General features: G+C 42.5%; 15 protein-coding genes and 1 pseudogene. 10 read left to right on the top strand and 6 right to left on the bottom strand.

Annotated features, from left to right (window positions below; translation table 11 throughout):
• Genes TERMP_RS08390 through TERMP_RS08380 form a run of 3 tightly spaced genes read left to right on the top strand, consistent with a single transcriptional unit; the run spans position 1 to position 3348 of the window.
• Positions 1-1389 (top strand): ATP synthase subunit B, encoded by a 1389-nt coding sequence (locus TERMP_RS08390; protein WP_013467968.1) that lies wholly within the window; start codon positions 1-3, stop codon positions 1387-1389.
• 27 nt (positions 1390-1416) lie between these two features.
• Complete coding sequence (locus tag TERMP_RS08385) at positions 1417-2064, top strand: V-type ATP synthase subunit D (protein WP_013467967.1); 648 nt, start codon at positions 1417-1419, stop codon at positions 2062-2064.
• A gap of 57 nt (positions 2065-2121) precedes the next feature.
• Positions 2122-3348: an alanyl-tRNA editing protein gene (locus TERMP_RS08380; protein WP_013467966.1), complete on the top strand. Its 1227-nt coding sequence runs from the start codon at positions 2122-2124 to the stop codon at positions 3346-3348.
• Here the strand turns inward: TERMP_RS08380 and TERMP_RS08375 are convergent.
• From TERMP_RS08375 to TERMP_RS08355, 6 genes and pseudogenes are all read right to left on the bottom strand, one after another.
• Positions 3325-4149: a 7-cyano-7-deazaguanine synthase gene (locus TERMP_RS08375; protein WP_013467965.1), complete on the bottom strand. Its 825-nt coding sequence runs from the start codon at positions 4147-4149 to the stop codon at positions 3325-3327. The two genes, TERMP_RS08380 and TERMP_RS08375, sit on opposite strands and share 24 nt — an antisense overlap.
• A 45-nt stretch (positions 4150-4194) precedes the next feature.
• Positions 4195-4848, bottom strand: coding sequence for a hypothetical protein (locus TERMP_RS08370; RefSeq protein ID WP_013467964.1), 654 nt, complete (start codon positions 4846-4848; stop codon positions 4195-4197).
• A gap of 12 nt (positions 4849-4860) precedes the next feature.
• Positions 4861-5025 (bottom strand): hypothetical protein, encoded by a 165-nt coding sequence (locus TERMP_RS11700; RefSeq protein ID WP_237702889.1) that lies wholly within the window; start codon positions 5023-5025, stop codon positions 4861-4863.
• A gap of 75 nt (positions 5026-5100) precedes the next feature.
• Positions 5101-5970: pseudogene (locus TERMP_RS08365) on the bottom strand (radical SAM protein); the annotation flags it as partial.
• Positions 5971-6062: 92 nt separating this feature from the next.
• Complete coding sequence (locus tag TERMP_RS08360) at positions 6063-6809, bottom strand: dihydroorotate dehydrogenase electron transfer subunit (protein ID WP_048159810.1); 747 nt, start codon at positions 6807-6809, stop codon at positions 6063-6065.
• Entirely contained in the window at positions 6793-8016 is a 1224-nt protein-coding gene (locus TERMP_RS08355; RefSeq protein ID WP_013467961.1) for a dihydroorotase, read from the bottom strand. Before TERMP_RS08355 ends, TERMP_RS08360 begins: the two co-directional genes overlap by 17 nt.
• A gap of 350 nt (positions 8017-8366) precedes the next feature.
• Here TERMP_RS08355 and TERMP_RS08350 point away from each other — a divergent pair, with 350 nt between their 5' ends.
• The 7 genes from TERMP_RS08350 to TERMP_RS08320 all read left to right on the top strand — a co-directional run bounded on the left by TERMP_RS08350 (position 8367) and on the right by TERMP_RS08320 (position 17187).
• Positions 8367-11159 carry an ABC transporter substrate-binding protein gene (locus TERMP_RS08350; protein WP_013467960.1) on the top strand — a complete coding sequence of 931 codons (2793 nt, stop codon included), beginning with the start codon at positions 8367-8369 and terminating at the stop codon, positions 11157-11159.
• Between the two features lie 228 nt (positions 11160-11387).
• Positions 11388-12449: an ABC transporter permease gene (locus TERMP_RS08345; protein ID WP_013467959.1), complete on the top strand. Its 1062-nt coding sequence runs from the start codon at positions 11388-11390 to the stop codon at positions 12447-12449.
• Positions 12450-12459: 10 nt separating this feature from the next.
• Positions 12460-13902, top strand: coding sequence for an ABC transporter permease (locus TERMP_RS08340; protein ID WP_013467958.1), 1443 nt, complete (start codon positions 12460-12462; stop codon positions 13900-13902).
• Between the two features lie 10 nt (positions 13903-13912).
• Entirely contained in the window at positions 13913-14872 is a 960-nt protein-coding gene (locus TERMP_RS08335; protein WP_013467957.1) for an ABC transporter ATP-binding protein, read from the top strand.
• Positions 14873-14882: 10 nt separating this feature from the next.
• The gene (locus TERMP_RS08330; RefSeq protein ID WP_013467956.1) at positions 14883-15890 is read left to right on the top strand and encodes an ABC transporter ATP-binding protein; all 1008 of its coding nucleotides are present in this window, start codon (positions 14883-14885) and stop codon (positions 15888-15890) included.
• Positions 15891-15928: 38 nt separating this feature from the next.
• Complete coding sequence (locus tag TERMP_RS08325; RefSeq protein ID WP_048159809.1) at positions 15929-16417, top strand: hypothetical protein; 489 nt, start codon at positions 15929-15931, stop codon at positions 16415-16417.
• 5 nt (positions 16418-16422) lie between these two features.
• Positions 16423-17187, top strand: coding sequence for an NAD+ synthase (locus TERMP_RS08320; RefSeq protein WP_013467954.1), 765 nt, complete (start codon positions 16423-16425; stop codon positions 17185-17187).
• Positions 17188-17194: the final 7 nt, after the last annotated feature.

Genomic DNA, 17194 nt, shown 5'->3' with positions numbered 1-17194 from the left:
ATGTCAGGAAGAGAATATTCCACAATTAGCAAGATCTACGGTCCTCTCATGATCGTTCAGGGAGTAAAAGGAGTAGCTTATGGTGAAGTCGTTGAGATAGAGACAGAGAGCGGGGAGAGGAGAAAAGGTCAAGTGCTGGAAGCAAGGGAAGACATGGCAATTGTTCAGGTTTTCGAGGGAACAAGGGATTTGGATGTTAAAACCACACGCGTAAGGTTCACCGGCGAGACATTGAAAGTCCCAGTGAGCATGGATATGCTTGGAAGAGTATTCAGCGGCATTGGTAAGCCAATTGATGGAGGTCCTGAGATAATTCCGGAGGACAGGAGAGATGTTCACGGTGCCCCACTCAACCCCGTCGCGAGAGCATACCCAAGGGACTTCATCCAGACGGGTATTTCTGCTATCGATGGAATGAACACCCTCGTTAGGGGTCAAAAGCTGCCAATCTTCAGCGGTTCTGGTTTGCCACACAACCAGTTAGCTGCTCAGATTGCAAGGCAGGCTAAGGTTTTAGGGGAAGAAGAGCAGTTCGCTGTAGTTTTTGCAGCGATGGGCATCACATATGAGGAAGCAAACTTCTTCAAAAAGAGCTTTGAAGAGACGGGTGCAATTGAGAGGGCTGTGCTTTTCCTCAATCTTGCAGATGATCCAGCTATTGAGCGTATCATTACCCCAAGAATGGCTCTCACAGTTGCTGAATACTTAGCTTTCGACTACGATATGCAGGTCTTGGTCATTCTCACGGACATGACAAACTACTGTGAAGCTTTGCGTGAAATTTCAGCCGCAAGAGAGGAAGTTCCGGGGAGGAGAGGTTATCCCGGTTACCTCTACACAGACTTGGCAACAATTTACGAGAGGGCTGGTAGAGTTAGAGGGAAGAAAGGAAGCATTACCCAGATGCCAATTCTCACGATGCCTGACGATGACATTACACACCCAATTCCAGACCTGACAGGTTACATTACAGAGGGTCAGATCGTTCTCAGCAGAGACCTGCACAGAAAAGGCATTTATCCACCAATTGACGTTCTGCCATCATTGAGCAGATTGATGAAGGATGGTATCGGTAAGGGAAGAACAAGAGAGGATCATCCACAATTAAGCCAGCAGCTATATGCCGCTTATGCTGAGGGTAGGAGCTTAAGAGACTTGGTTGCAGTTGTCGGTGAAGAGGCATTATCTGAGACCGATAGGAAGTACTTGGCTTTCGCTGACAGATTTGAGAGGGAATTCGTTGCTCAGGCATACGATGAGGACAGAAGCATTGAAGAAACACTTGACCTCGGCTGGGAATTGCTTGCAATGCTTCCAGAGAGCGAGCTTAAGAGAATTGAGCCAAAGTACATCAGGAAGTATCATCCAAAGTACAGGCGCTCCTCTTGATTCCATTATTTTCTGAGGTGAGCTGAGATGCCAGAGATGCTTAAAGTCAAGCCAACACGTATGGAGTTGCTCAAACTAAAAAGGCGCATTAAGCTTGCAGAGAAGGGACATAAGCTCCTCAAGGAGAAGCAAGATGCTTTGATCATGGAGTTTTTTACAATTTATGACGAGGCATTGAACCTGAGGAGGGAGCTTAACCAGAAGATAGGGGAAGCCTTTGAAACTTTACGTTTGGCCGAGATTGACGTTGGGGTGTTAAGACTTAAGGAGATTGCCCTTGGTGTTAAGCCAAACAAGGAAGTCGAAATAAGGAAGAGAAACATCATGGGTGTTTCAGTGCCGCTGATTGAAGCAGAATCCTTCAAGAGAAAGCCTGATGAAAGAGGGTATACGTTTGTTGCAAGCTCTCCAAGGGTTGATCTGGCAGCGGAGAAGTTTGAGGAGGTATTGGAATTAGCTATTCGCTTGGCTGAAGTTGAAGAAACCCTCAAAAGATTGGCAAAGGAAATTGAAAAGACAAAGAGGAGAGTAAATGCCCTCGAATACATAATAATCCCAAGAATGCAAGCGACTGTAAAGTTCATCAGCCAACACTTGGATGAAATGGAAAGAGAAAACTTCTTCAGGCTTAAAAGGGTTAAAGCAATCCTTGAAGCGAGAGCTGAGGCTGAGTGAGCTTTTCATCTAATAACATTTTTATATTGTCCTTTTTATTCTCTGTTGGGTGATTCCATGACTGCTAAGCTCTTTTATGAGGATGCTTATCTCAACGAAGCAAAGGCAAAAATTGAAAGTCTTGAAATTAGGGGAAATAAAGTCAGGCTTAATCTTGACAGGACAATTTTCTATCCCGAAGGTGGCGGTCAGCCAAGCGATAAAGGAATTATCAGAGGAGATGGCTTTGAAATTAGAGTAGAGAAAGTTTATGGTAAAGATGAGATTTGGCATGAGGGAACCTTGAAAGGCAGGGAGCCAAAGCCTGGAGAAGAAGTTGAGCTTGAGCTTGACTGGGAGTGGAGATACGAAAACATGAAGCAGCATACGGGTCAGCACATTCTCTCAGCAGTTCTAAAAGATTTGTACGACAGCAACACGACGGGCTTTCAAATTTTTGAAAACTACAACAAGATTGAGATTAATTTTAACGGAAAGCTGACCTGGGAGCATATTTTAAATGCTGAGATTAGGGCTAATGAAATTGTTAGCAAAGACTTGCCTGTCGAAATTGAATTTTACAATGAGCTTCCAGAGGATTTAAGAAACCAGCTCCGAAAAGATCTTTCTGATAAGATTAAACCCCCAATAAGGATTGTCAGCATTCCGGGTGTTGATGTAATCCCTTGTGGGGGGACTCATGTAAAAAGCACGAGAGAAGTCGGCTTTATTAAAGTTGTGAACTTCTACAAGAAGAGCAAAAATATCTGGCGTATTGAGTTCGTCTGCGGCAATAGAGCTTTGAGATATTTAGATGAGCTCTTGGAAGATTACTGGGAAAGCTTGGATGAGATGCCAAACAAGAACAGGCCTTTGATTAAGAGGGTTAGGGAACTTAAAAACGAGATTGTAAAGCTTGAAGAGGAGAAAAAAGCTTTGAGGCTTGAATTATGGGAGTGGAAGGCTAAAGCACTTTTAAGGGGATCTGAAGAAGTTAAGGGAATTAAAATCGTTAGCACGGTTGAAGAGCTTGACATGAAAGATGCTCAAGCTTTTGTGGTCTATTTGGTAGATAAGAATCCAAACACGATTGCTCTATTTGTTGGGAGGAACTATGTGATATTTGCAAAGAATAGAGGTGTTGAAGGTGTTTCAATGAAGGAGCTTTTGAGGGAAGTCATCAAAGAGACAGGCGGCGGTGGGGGAGGCAGTGAAGTTTTAGCTAAAGGTGGAGGATTTAAGGTTGAGCCGGAGAAGGTGCTTGAGATTGCTAAGGAAAAATTAAAGCAACTCCTCCAAGTTTAAACGCTCGTAGACCGTTCTCTTTATCTCTTCTGGAATCTCTGGCTTCTTCACTTTTTCCAAAGCTTTCTTTCTGTCTAAAAGTCCATACCTAACCAAAGCTGCTATTCTCCTATGCTCAAAGCTGAAGCTGTGTTTTTCATAGTACCTCTCCAAGGCTGGACCTAAGATGAGGCAGTTCGTTGTATACCCAGCTAAATTGGGGAATTCAAAAGGCAGTTTTTCCAGAATTTCAAACCTCTCGCTTTCGCTCATCAAGCTCAAAAGCCTGATTTGGATTATTCCACCAGACATCAAACGATAAGGATGATGACCGAAAGGTAACTCATGCCCAGTGATTATGTATTTAACTCCCTTCTTCAGTGCATACCTCCTCAGCTTTTCCATGGTTCTCTTTGAGCATCTTCTACATGGAGATTGAGCCTTTAAGAAAGCCTCGCGAAAGATGTCTGAATAGTCATATCTCAGAATTGTAAACTGCACGTTCAGGTATTCCGCTATTCTTTTGGCATTTTCAATCGCTTCCCCTGCCATAAACCCGTGGTCAATCATAACTGCTTCAAGCTCTGGAACCTTGTAAACTTCTTTGGCTAAATAAAGTGCAACTGTGCTGTCTTTTCCGCCAGAAAAAGCCACAATTGCCTTATCAACATCCTTCATAAGCTCCTCCAATTCTGCCTGAATCTTGCTCTTATCCGGTTTATGGCTGAGGTACACTATGCATTCCTTACAAATAGGCTTTCCATTGACAATCTTGATCTTTGATGTTTTCTCATTGTTTATACAAACTGAGCATGTGAGCATGATATAAGGAAATCTTGAGGGTTTAAAATATTATCCCTCCATTTTCTAAAAGTTTTGTTTTGTTCCCTGTTTTAGACTCATGAATGTTCTAAATCCTTTCTTTCCGGCGAATAAAAGGACAAGCATCACTTCATTTTGAAGGAGGATTCCCTTATTGTTATGGGAGATAAACATCCCGAATACTGCTCCAAAAACGACTCCTGCAATCCATAGATATAAAACCAGCTCATTAAGCCCTAATCTAAGAAGTGCGTTCATTCCGATTGTTATAGCTCTGTAAGAGAGAGCCCAAATAAATAAGAACAGGATTTCGGACAGTATGCCAAGCCCAACTGCTCTATTTATTAAACCTAAAATTTTCTTGTCTTCTGCATTTTCTTTAATCAAATTTGCATCGTGAATTCCGTAAATGAGTTTTTTAGATATGGCTGCACCATTTCTGAAAGTCAAAAATATCAGGATTCCTAAGAGTATGTTTGTGTTCTTGAAACTTTTCAGGGCATATATCCCAGCTACTATCCACGTGATCGTAAACAAAATTTCGTACTCTCTCTTTTCATTTTTGGGAATTTGTATTCTGAAAATCTTTGTCATCAATTTGCTTCCTGCCGAAATGAAAAATCTCATCATTGAAATCATTACATTCAATAAAACGAATGGTATAATGAGGACATAAGCAAGTACTTGGAAAATGTCCAATTCAATCCCCCCTTAGAGACCAAACTCACTTATAATTCTCTTTATCTCTTCTTTATCATTAGTCCCTCTTATCAAAATTTTTCCATTCTTAAACACGGTTATTTCAACATCCTCTTTTGTGAATTTAATCAAATTTTTTGTTTTGAGGTATTTTATCCTACGTTTTTTTAGAGACATCTCTATTTTTTCTATGTTCACATTCTCTCCTATGTTGATTCTAACCCCACCATCACAGGTTTCCTCAACTTCGCCCAACTCCTTTCTCTCTCTTTTAACCAAAGGGGCAACATCCCTTGATACCTTGTAGACGTTGTAGAGTGTTAAGGCATCCATTTTCTTGAGCTGAACCAGCAGACATCCTCTTATTCTGACATCTATGTATTTTTTGGCTTTCATTGCAATTCTAAGCAATTCCCTAACACTTTCCGCCCTTTCAAAGTCCAAGCCTGCTTTTCTGAGCCTCTTTTCGTTGAGTTTATGAATTGTCAAAGGCTGGAGCATCATTTCGTCAATTCCGAGTGACGCAGCAAGCTCTGCGATCTTTGGAATATCCTCATCATTTATCCCCGGCATAAAGATTGTCCTCACAATTGAACGAACCGATTTATCAGAACCAACTATTTTGAGGGCATTTACAACTTTATCAAATGTGTCAGCATTTGTAATCATTCTGTGCTTTTCTCTGCTTGCGGCATCCAAACTTATCATAACTAAATCGAAATCAAGCTTTTGCCAGAGTTCCTCTGTTAGAAGACTCCCATTAGTTTGCAAGTCCAATCTGGCATCTGGAAACTTTTCACGGAGCATCTTATTAACTTCAACAATTCTTGGTGAAAGCAAAGGTTCTCCATACTGGGAAATTGTTATTGCCTTTGGATTCTCCCAGCCATAATAGCCGGGCTTTGGGGCTTTTCCCAATTTTACTGCCACATTTGAATAGCAGAAGATGCAGTCATGATTGCATGCTGGCGTCAGCTCGTAGGAAGGATGATGGACGGGATTATCGATGCTTAAATCCAATCCTTGGCAGAACTGACAGTGAGTTGGAACTATTAGCTCATCAACAAACTTCTTTAGCTCTCTGGCTTCTTTATTTTCCAGTCTCTCGACTTCAATCCCCATTTTTCTCGCAAATTCTTCCCAAGTGTACTTCACTTTTCTCACCTTAAAAGAGAGTTCGTGATGGTGTTAAAAATTTAATTGGACAAAAATAGTTAAAGTCTGGCAATCCTTCCATCTGGCAGTCTCCTGAATTTTCCAAGCTCTGTGTTCTTGAGCTGTTCCCCATAAAACACAGGCCCATCTTTGCACACGAGGTATTCCCCAAGAGCACAGCTTCCACAGACACCAATTCCGCACTTCATATACCTCTCAGCTGAAACTTGAACGTTCTTGAAGTTCATAATTTCGAGGACTTTTGCCATCATTACTTCGGGACCGCAGGTATAAACATAGTCAAATTCATCCTTTCTCTCTGCTAAAACATCCGTTGGAAAGCCTTTAACTCCTAAGCTTCCATCGTCAGTTGTTAAAATAATTTCATCAACATAATTCTCAATGTCGAGCAGTGCGAATTCATATCTGCTTTTTGATCCATAAATTAAAGTGATTCTCTCAAAATGCTCTCTATAATGCTTTACAAGGGCATACAGTGGGGGAATTCCAATTCCACCTGCAATCACTCCAATGTTCTCACCTTCTGGCTCAAACCCTTTTCCATAAGGACCACGAATCCAAATGTAATTCCCTTCTTTCAGTTCAAACATTTTTGATGTAAATGCTCCGACTCTCTTCACGAGAATTAGGTCTTTATCAGCTAAGCTGAACGGCTTTTCCCCAAAGCCCGGAAGCCACACCATTATGAATTGACCCGGCACAAAGTTGAGCTTTCTGTTAAAGCGGAAGGCTTTAATGTTCTTGGCTTCTTCCCATACTTCAGTTAGCTCAACTCTCAATAACAATTCTCTCCCCCCTTGGCTTTCCTACGATTTCATCGTCTTCCATAACAACCTTTCCTCTAAGCAGAGTTATCTTAACCTTCCCTTTCAGCTTCCATCCTTCAAATGGGCTCCATTCCGCTTTTGTGTAAAATTCTTCAGGCTGAACTTTCCACTCTTCTTTTAAGTTCACAACTATTAAATCAGCGTCTTTCCCGACTTCAAAACCTTTGTTCTTTATTCTAAAAATCTTGGCAGGGTTTAGGGATGTTTTTTCAATTATACCCCAAAAGGAAACCATGCCCTTGTTGTATGCCGTCAGGAGAAGTGCTAATTCTGTCTCTAACCCAGGTAAACCTGCTGCACCTTCTTCTTTTTCATCCAAAGTGTGGGGTGCGTGGTCGCTTGCAACGATTGGAATTTTTTCAAAGTTCTGCCAAAGATATATGACATCTTCTTTGCTTCTTAGTGGAGGGTACACTTTTAAAAGTGGATTTTTCTTAAAGTCCTTTTTATTCAGGAATAAGTGATGAGGAGTAACTTCAAAGCTTATCCATGGAAGACTTTCCTCTAAAATTCTCTTTAACCCCTCTTTTGTAGAGACGTGGCAAATGTGGAGAGGTTTCTTTAGTTTTTTGCTAATATTCAGAGCTTTCTCAATAGCTTTGACCTCCACAATGTTAGGCCTCTCTGGGAATTTTTGAATTAGCTCATAATCCTCAGCGTGGACACTAACCCTTTTGTTAGCACACTTATAATCTTCTTCAAAATTTTTCGAGTAAATTCCTCCTGTGGAGGCTCCCATGAAGATTTTATAAAAATCTGCTTTCCCACTTTTAACCTCACTGCAGTTTCCTGCAATTAAAAAACTCAATGCGTAATCTGTATACGATTTTCTCTTGAAGAGCTCTGCCCTCTTTTCAAAAATTTCCTTACTCATAACTGGTGGATCTGTATTTGGCATATCAAATACCGTTGTTATTCCTCCATGAAGAGCAGCCATAGTGCCGCTTTTTATTGTCTCTTTATGATTTTGATTGAAATCCCTTAAATGAACATGAACGTCAATCATTCCAGGCATTATGACCTCGTGAGCTTTTGTTTCGATGATTTTTTCCCCCTTGAGGGGCTTTTTTGAGAACTTTGTAATTTTACCATTATCAACTCCAATGTATCCATTTATGACATGCTTTTCAACAAAAAACTTGCCCTTTAGAACAAGCTCATGCATAAGTGCCCGTTTAAACGTCAAATGTCCAATGTTTTTAAGATTTTCGATATTAATGTCATGAAATAAGGTTTCAGACGATTTTCTCGGCTTTCTACAAAATTTTATCTGGATGATCTGATAAAACATGCTTGCTTATTAAATTAATGCTGGAACTGTCCAATAATATTGTCGCATTAAGCTTGAGTTCCAATGTTAGTGCTCTTCTTCGTGTATGGGCTTGCAGGAGTACAATGAACATTCTCAAAGTTTTACAAAAACGTAACTCTTAAATAGGAATCGTATGTATAATCTTATGCCTTTATACCCTAAGAAATGCAGTAGTGTTTAAGAAAATGAGGGAGGACTAAACCATGAAGAGGTCTGGAATTTTGGCCTTGTTGTTTGTTTTTGTTATGCTTTTAGGACCATTAGCTGCAGCAGAGCAGGGGCCAGCCCCTGACACTGTGTATATCTCAATCAGGACTAATGAGGAAACTGGTATAACAGATGTTGCAAAAGGAGACTTGGATATATTCCTCTGGTCAGTCAGCGGAGCTAAGTTCAAGGACTTACCAGCAGATGTTTTAAACAACTTAAAGCTCATCAAAACAGCAAGCGGTTACTGGGAAATTACCATGAACCCCGTCCATGACGATGACAGCCCATACTTGATTACAGTCGGTGAGAAGAAGTATTTCAACCCATTTGCAATTAGGGAAGTCAGATTTGCAATGAACTGGCTCGTCAGCAGGCAGTACATTGTTCAGAACATCCTCCAAGGTAGCGGAGCTCCAATGATTGGTGGTATCAGACCAAGCACAGGTGCTAACCCATACTTTGAGCCAGTTTATAAGGCTCTTGGAATTTCAGCTACAGCTGACGTTGCCAAGGCACAGAAGATGGTTGAAGAAGCTATGAAGAAAGCTGCTGATGAATTGGCAAAGCAGGGACACAAACTCGAGCTCAAGACCGATGAGAACGGAAGACAGTGGTGGTACTTTGATGGTGAGCCCGTTACGGTTAAGTTCATCATAAGAATTGAAGATAGAAGAAAAGACGAGGGTCTTTATGTTGCTGACTTAATTGAGAAGTTCTTCCACTTCAAGGTTCAGAGGCTTCTCTGGGATAGGAGAAAGGCATCATCAACAGTTTACCTGAGCGATCCAAAGAACTACGAATGGAACCTCTACACTGCTGGTTGGGTTTCAACAGTTAACGTCAAGTGGCCAGATGACTACACAGCCTTCTGGTATGCTGACTGGTATGGATGGCTTCCAGCTCCAGTTGGATGGGAGTACAAGCCAACCCTTACAGTTAAGGACTTCATTGACTACATAGGAGGCCCAGACAAGGCCGTTGAGGCACTTGGTCTCAAGTACTATGTTGGAGACAAGCTTAAGGAGCTTTACGACTGGACAATTGACGACGTCACAAAGCTTCTCGTGTTAACAAGCGTTAAAGTCAATGGTAAGGAGTACAAGCTTGAAGAAGGAAATGCTGACCAGTACTGGGATCTCCAGAAGATATCAATGGGACTTGGTATAATGGACAGCATTAGAATGTTCACTGCAGAAACCTGGGAATACTTCCCAGTCAACAAGAACAGAGTTAAAGCGATTGCAAGAGATGTCTCAAGCGGTCTCTGGACAAGATGGAGCCTGATAACTGCTGAAACACCTGACAAGGTTGTCAACGTTGCCGAGTACTCAGCAACCGGTGCACTCTTCATGAGCGCATTCAACCCAGTCGGTGGTATCGACGACGTTTATGCAAGTGCAATCTGGAGGGTTGTTAGAGACTACCCAGTTTACACAGATCTCTCAACCGGAACATACATCCCAGTCAGATGTGATTTCAAGGTTGAGAGAGGGCCAATTAAGGTGCCTAAGACCGCAGTCATCTGGAACGCAACTGTGAAGAAGTGGGTTTCACCATACGCTGGTCAGGAGGCTAAAGCCAAGGTTACCTACGACTGTAAGCTTGGCAACTGGCACGATGGACAGCCAATGACAATGGCAGACTTCAAGTACGCAATAGCATTCAACTATGAATGGGCTTACAAGAATGGCGACAACGATCCATACTACGATGAGAAGATCGCTAACGCATTCGTTGATATCGCCAAGCAGATAAAGGGTTACGAGTTCGTCGATGAGGACACAATTGCAGTCTATACAGACTACATCCACCCAATTGCTGATGATGTCATCGCTGCAAACAACGCTGTCTGGCCAACGCTCCCATGGCAGCTCCTCTACGCAATGAGCGAACTCGTTGCAAAGGGACAAGAATATGGAGCATCACAGAAGTACTCCTTCAGTGAGGAGGCAGAGGGTGTTGCACAGCTTGACTTGCTCATCAAAGATCACGTTGCAGACTTGAGGAAGGTTCTTGAGGCGCTTAAAGCAAAGAAGGCAGTTCCACCTTCAATTGCCAACGATGTTAAAGACCCAACACCAGGTTACGACGCACTCATCAAGTGGATTGACGAGCACGGCAACGCTGTAGTCAGCAACGGTCCATTCTACATTGAGAAGTACGACCCAGACAAGATATTCGTTGAACTCAAAGCATTCAGAGACCCAACCTATCCGTTCAGCGTTGACTACTGGAAGCAGAAGCTCATCCTTGCAAAGCTTGAGCTTGCTGGCGTCAATGTTCCAACAAGGGTCTTCACAGGCGATGACCTGAAGATTGAAGTCAGGGCAAACATGGTCGTTGAGTACCCAACAGAGGGAACCCAGCCGGCTGACAAGGGATTCGTCTACATTGAGATAAGAGACGAGAACGGTAATCCAGTCTACACAGGCGAGGCTAAACTCACTAAGGCAGGAGTCTTCGAGATAACTGTTCCAGGTTCAGAGACTGCAAAGTGGGAGGCTGGAAGATACGACATCTATGTCAAAGGCGGACTGATGGAAGGTGTTACATCATTCACTGACAAGAAGACTCTGATTGTAATCAAGAAGCAGGTTACATCACCAAGCCCGAGCCCAAGCCCATCTCCAAGTCCGTCACCATCACCGACCCCATCTCCATCACCAAGCCCATCACCAAGCCCAAGTCCATCACCATCACCAACCGAGACCAAGACAGGTGTCTGTGGTCCAGCAGCACTTGTAGGACTGGCATTGATTCCACTGCTCCTGAGAAGGAGGAAGTGAGCTCTTTCCTTCTTTCTAACTTTTACTTTGTTTTTGGAACTTGGTGTTTTTCTCTGTTCTCCATATACAAACAATTTGGTACACTGCGGGTTTTACTACTTCATTTTCTTGAAATATACGTCTCCCACTTATCGTTATAGAAAAATATATAAAAGTTTTACAAGATTGAAAATGTTGATGAATGAGAAATGTCCCGAATGAACATGTCTGAACAGGGAGGTGTGAGGTTTGGGATACGGTCGTTATTTGGCAATTAGACTCTTAAATGCGCTTTTAGTTCTGGCATTAGTAACGCTACTTGTTTCAGTTCTGTTTACAAAAGTTGCAGAGGAGGACTTAAAGTCAAGCATACAGGAGCAGATAAATATGAAGCTAAGGGCAAATCCGGAACTTATGAAGCAGCTTTCAGCCGATCCTGAAAGGTTTCAGCAGTGGTATCAAAATGAGTACAACAGATTAATTCGCGCATATGGATTAGACAAGCCTTTCTGGGTTAGGGTCTTAGAGAGAACAAAGGACACTCTAACTCTAAACTTTGGGAATACAAAAACTCCAATATTCGGTGAGACTAACGTTAAAAAGATTATCGCAGCCGCAATTCCAAGAACAGTTCTACTCTTCACGACAGCACAGATAATTGTTATTCTGATTGGCCTTCTCTTAGGTGTTAAAGCAGCTCAAGTTGCAGGAAGTGCATTGGACAGGGCAGTTTCCATTATTGCAATGCTAACGAGCAGTATACCAATGTGGTGGTTTGGAATGATTGCAATCTTAATCTTCTCGTTCAAACTTGGATGGTTCCCAAGTGGTGGTATGACATCCACTCCACCTAAGGAAGGATTTGCATACTACACTGACATCCTTTATCATATGGTACTCCCTGTGGGGACAATAGTGTTTGTCCTCTTTGGAGGTTGGGCATGGACAACCAGAAACATCATGATCGGCACAATGCAGGAAGACTTCATCATGGCTGCAAGGGCTAAAGGTGTTCCGGAAAGAAAAGTTATTTACGGACATGCTCTGAGAGCATCTGCCCCCCCAATCATCACAATGACGATCTTCAGTCTTCTCGGCTCCTTGGGTGGTGCAATCATTACAGAGGGTGTCTTCAACTGGCCGGGAATGGGAAGACTCTACTGGACTGCTCTACAACAAAACGAAACGAGACTCCTCATGGGAGTTACATTCGTTACAGTTGCCCTTTATCTAATAAGCATGATACTTGCGGATTTGGCATACGGTTACCTTGATCCAAGAGTTAAAGTTGGTGCATCCCAGCAAACATGAGGTGAGGCAAATGAGATGGGTCGATGTAAAGGAGAGCATTAAGGATTTCTGGTTTGAATTTAGAAGGCAAAAAGGTGGGTTGCTTGGATTATTCTTACTTGCTCTCTTAGTTTTCACGGCAATAGCAGCCCCTTACATAACTGAACCAGACATTCCAAAGAAATGGACTACATACTGGGAAGGCAATCCTACAAATGTTCCCCCAGTATGGTATAACTATTTCACTGCAAAAAAGCTTGCAGCCCACGAGGTTCTTACCTATAATGACTTGAAGGTTACAGCTGAAGGACAGGATTTAGGGGGAGGGATAAAATACTACGCTTTTGAATTTGACTACAATAATAGGTACGATCTACCTCCAAAAGATTTGATAATAAAGAACATTGGGGTTCAGCTTGCTGATCTCAACACCCCAGCCCAGATCGTAATTACGGTTTATAGACCCGATGGGAAAAAGATCGAGCTTTTGAGTGCCGATTTAGTAGAAGGTTCAATTTATCAGATTGCCAAAATGGGTGCTGTTAGGAACAATGTGTTTAACTGGGCGTCTCAGTTTGAAGACCCAAAGAACCTTCAGGGTAGAGTTGAAACAATAAAAAGCACAATGGATGTCATGGAGGTCATATTTGCAAAAGCTGAACCTGGGATACTAATAAACCCACAACCTCTCCACGGAGACTACAAGTTCCAGGTTGAGATATTCACGTTTAACAAGGGGGATAAAGTTGACTTAAAGCCGATCCAAATCATCCTCACTGGAAGAACTTATGGACTGATGGGAACGGATTACAAAGGAAGAGACCTTTGGGCAGGTTTAGTATGGGGAACAAGGGTTTCACTTGTCGTTGGTGTGTCAGTAGCAGTCTTGAGCGTTTTAATCGGAATTGCATACGGTGTCACGAGCGCATACCTTGGTGGCTGGAAGGACGAGTTTATGCAGAGAGTTAACGAGTTTGTTGCTTCAATCCCAACGTTGCCGATCCTCATCCTTTTGGGTGCAGCATTCAAGGGACACGTTACATTGTGGACAATAGTCTTCCTGCTGGTGATGTTCGGATGGACTGGAATTGCCAAGGTTGCAAGGAGTATGGCGCTCCAGATTAAAGAGCAGACCTATGTCGAGGCAGCAAAAGCTTTGGGCGCTGGAACAGGAAGGATCATATTCAAGCATATCATGCCGCAGATCATGCCTTATGCATTTGCTGTTATGGCTTTAAGCGTTCCTGGAGCCGTTCTCACTGAAGCATCACTCAGCTTCCTTGGACTTGGTGATCCAACAGCGGTTACATGGGGACAGATCCTCTATGATGCTCAGACAAACAGTGCAACAATTAACGGATACTGGTGGTGGGTTATTCCACCAGGACTGGCAATTTCATTGGTTGCATTGACATTCGTGCTTATTGGTGTGGCATTGGATAGAGTGTTGAACCCAAGACTCAGGAGATTGTGAGGTGTGGAAGATGGCTAAGACTGTCCTTGAGGTTAAAGATCTCAAAATGTACTACTTCACATCCAGAGGTGTCGTCAAAGCAGTCGACAATGTCAGCTTTGAGCTCAAAAAGGGGGAAGTGTTAGGACTCGCTGGGGAGAGTGGATGTGGCAAGTCCTCTCTTGGCTTTACTTTAATGGGAATGCCAACTCCTCCAGGAAAAATTGTGGGAGGCAGTGTTAAAATTGACGGCAGAGAAATAGTTGGACTTCCGGAGGATGTACTGAGAAGAGAAATAAGGTGGCAGAAGATATCAATGATATTCCAGGGTGCAATGAATGCTTTAAATCCAGTTTATACAATTGGCTACCAGATGATTGAGCCTCTTATTTATCATAAAGGCATGGAGAAAGAAGAAGCCCTTGACAGAGCAATGAAATATCTCGAGTTAGTTGGTCTGTCGCCAGAGATTGTTTACAGATATCCGCATGAACTGAGCGGTGGAATGAAGCAGAGAGTTGTCATTGCAACAGCGTTAATCCTTGAGCCAGAGGTTGTTATTGCCGATGAGCCAACAACAGCTCTTGATGTCGTTGTTCAGGCACAGATCATCAATTTGATGAAGAAGCTTAAGAAGGAGCTTGGACTTTCAATGATATTCATCACACATGACTTGAGCATTCTTGCAGAGATCAGCGACCGTGTTGCGATAATGTATGCTGGAAAGATAATCGAGATCGGTGACAGCCAGAAGATTTACTATGAGCCAGCCCATCCGTATACTCAAAAGTTGCTTGCAGCAATCCCAAGATTGCATGAGGACGTTGATAAGCTTGAATTCATTCCAGGACAACCGCCGAACCTGATTAAGCCGCCGAGTGGCTGCAGATTCCATCCAAGATGCCCCTATGCGATGCAGGTATGTAAAGAACAAGAACCAGAGCTAAAGGAGATTGATAAAGATCACTATGCAGCATGCTGGCTGTTGTGAGGGATGAAAGATGGCTGAGCCAATTTTAAAGGTTGAAAATCTTAAGAAGTACTTCCCGATCAAGAGAGGATTACTTGGGGCACTCAGGGGAGAACCCCCACGATTCGTTAGGGCTGTTGATGGAGTCAGTTTTGAAGTGCACAAGCAGGAGGTTTTTGCTTTAGTCGGTGAGAGCGGCTGTGGTAAAACAACAACAGGAAAGCTTGTCATGAAGCTCCTTGAGCCTACAGATGGCAGAATATATCTGGAAGGAAAAGATGTTACTGAACTCAAAACTCAAGAGGAAATTAAGGCCTACAGAAGAAAGGTTCAGATGATATTCCAGGATCCTTTCTCGTCAATGAATCCAAGATTCAGGATATATGACGTGCTCGAAGAACCTCTCTTAATTCACGGAATAGGCGAAACAAGGGCGGAAAGAGAAGAACTCATATACAAAGCACTGGAAATGGTCAAGATTGTTCCACCGGAGGACTATGTTGGAAGACATCCGCATATGCTTTCAGGCGGTCAGAGACAGAGAGTTGCTATTGCAAGAGCACTCATCTTGAATCCAACATTTATTGTTGCAGATGAGCCTGTTTCAATGCTTGATGTTTCAATTAGAGCAGAAATCCTTGAATTGATGAAGGAGCTTAAAGAAAAGATGGGCGTTACATATCTCTATATCACCCACGACCTTTCAACGGCAAGGTACTTTGCTGACTGGATAGCCGTTATGTATCTGGGGAGAATAGTTGAAATGGGGCCCGCTAAAGTCGTAATTGACAATCCAATACATCCATATACAAGAGCTCTCCTGGCTGCTGTTCCAGAGCCAATTCCAGAGAGGAGAAACATCATCAAAGAATTGCCAATTAAGGGTGAAGTTCCAAGTGCCGTCAACATTCCACCAGGGTGCAGGTTCCATCCCAGATGTGTCTACATGGAGAAAGGACTCTGTGATGTTAAGCATCCACAGCTCATTGAATACGAACACAACCACTGGGTTGAGTGTCATTTAGCAGGTAAAATCTGAACCTTTCCTTCTTTATTTATCTGTTTGGATGTGATACCATGACTACATTCAGAAAAGCCATTAATTATCCGCTGATAAAAGGGGGATTAATTTTTTTAGCACTTGCTCTTCTTCTATCCCTGGTATCAATGTATAGTGTTGAAAAATCCTATTTTTCCCAAGGAACATTAGGTGTTGGGCATCACATTATTGGAGACAAAGAGTTCGAAAGCAACTATTTCGTAATAAATAGAACTCTTATCATTTCCTCTCAAAATGCAAGTGTTGTTGTTATTCAGAGGGGGAAGATAAACTCTTACACTCTCAATAATCAATCTGTTCGTCTAACCCCAACTTCCCAACCTGAAATACGTGTTGAGAGTGGTAATGTGAGCTATTCGTATAGAGTTTACGGCGTTGATTATCCCTACTCCCTCTTATCACTCTTGGCTTTTGTTTTCATGATTGTAGGAAGTGCTTTAAGTGTGTATGGATATATCAGATTTATGGAAGGTGCTGTTGAAAAAACACGGAAGAGAAGAAGGTGATCTCGATGAGAACTCTAAACTACGAAGAAGTTATTGAGAAAATAGTTTACTTCATTAAAGAAAAAGTAGACGAAGCAAATGCAAGTGGTGTTGTGATTGGTGTTAGTGGTGGTGTTGATAGTGCTACTACTGCCTTCCTTGCAGTGAAGGCATTGGGAAAAGATAAGGTTCTTGGTTTGATAATGCCATACTACGAGAATCAGGATGTGAAGGATGCGAAATTAGTTTGTGAAACCCTCGGGATCAACTATAAAATCATTAACATCAAGCCAATTGTTGATGCCTTTGAAAAAAGTCTCGACTTCGAGCCGGACAAGATTACCAAGGGTAACGTGATGGTTAGAACAAGGATGACTCTCCTTTACGCTCATGCAAACCAGTACAATCTTCTCGTCTTGGGAACAAGCAACAAAAGCGAGCTTTTGACTGGTTATTATACTAAGTGGGGTGATGGTGCGAGCGATTATGCTCCACTGATAAACCTCTACAAGACTGAAGTTTGGGAGATTGCTAAAAGATTGGGCGTTCCGGAGAGGATTATTAAGAAGAAGCCCACTGCTGGGCTCTGGATTGGGCAGACGGATGAGGGTGAACTCGGCATAAGCTACAAACTCTTGGACGAAATCCTTTACAGGTTAGTTGACTTGAAAATGCCAAAAGAAAAAATTGCCGAAGAATTAAACATTCCAATCAAAAAAATCGAATACGTTGAGAATCTAATAAAGAAAAGTGAGCACAAAAGAAAACTACCAGCAGGTCCAGAGATCTGAGGTGGGA

The organism is Thermococcus barophilus MP (genome assembly GCF_000151105.2).
In the GTDB taxonomy this organism is placed as follows: domain Archaea; phylum Methanobacteriota_B; class Thermococci; order Thermococcales; family Thermococcaceae; genus Thermococcus_B; species Thermococcus_B barophilus.
Note: the sequence above shows the minus strand (reverse complement) of the source record. Positions and strands in the feature narration are given on the sequence as shown.

Coding starts and splice junctions, on each gene's coding strand:
- TERMP_RS08390 (WP_013467968.1), top strand. CDS start 1: ATGTCAGGAAGAGAATATTCCACAATTAGCAAGATCTACGGTCCTCTC.
- TERMP_RS08385 (WP_013467967.1), top strand. CDS start 1,417: ATGCCAGAGATGCTTAAAGTCAAGCCAACACGTATGGAGTTGCTCAAA.
- TERMP_RS08380 (WP_013467966.1), top strand. CDS start 2,122: ATGACTGCTAAGCTCTTTTATGAGGATGCTTATCTCAACGAAGCAAAG.
- TERMP_RS08375 (WP_013467965.1), bottom strand. CDS start 4,149: ATGCTCACATGCTCAGTTTGTATAAACAATGAGAAAACATCAAAGATC.
- TERMP_RS11700 (WP_237702889.1), bottom strand. CDS start 5,025: ATGTCTCTAAAAAAACGTAGGATAAAATACCTCAAAACAAAAAATTTG.
- TERMP_RS08355 (WP_013467961.1), bottom strand. CDS start 8,016: ATGCATGAGCTTGTTCTAAAGGGCAAGTTTTTTGTTGAAAAGCATGTC.
- TERMP_RS08350 (WP_013467960.1), top strand. CDS start 8,367: ATGAAGAGGTCTGGAATTTTGGCCTTGTTGTTTGTTTTTGTTATGCTT.
- TERMP_RS08340 (WP_013467958.1), top strand. CDS start 12,460: ATGAGATGGGTCGATGTAAAGGAGAGCATTAAGGATTTCTGGTTTGAA.
- TERMP_RS08335 (WP_013467957.1), top strand. CDS start 13,913: ATGGCTAAGACTGTCCTTGAGGTTAAAGATCTCAAAATGTACTACTTC.
- TERMP_RS08330 (WP_013467956.1), top strand. CDS start 14,883: ATGGCTGAGCCAATTTTAAAGGTTGAAAATCTTAAGAAGTACTTCCCG.
- TERMP_RS08325 (WP_048159809.1), top strand. CDS start 15,929: ATGACTACATTCAGAAAAGCCATTAATTATCCGCTGATAAAAGGGGGA.
- TERMP_RS08320 (WP_013467954.1), top strand. CDS start 16,423: ATGAGAACTCTAAACTACGAAGAAGTTATTGAGAAAATAGTTTACTTC.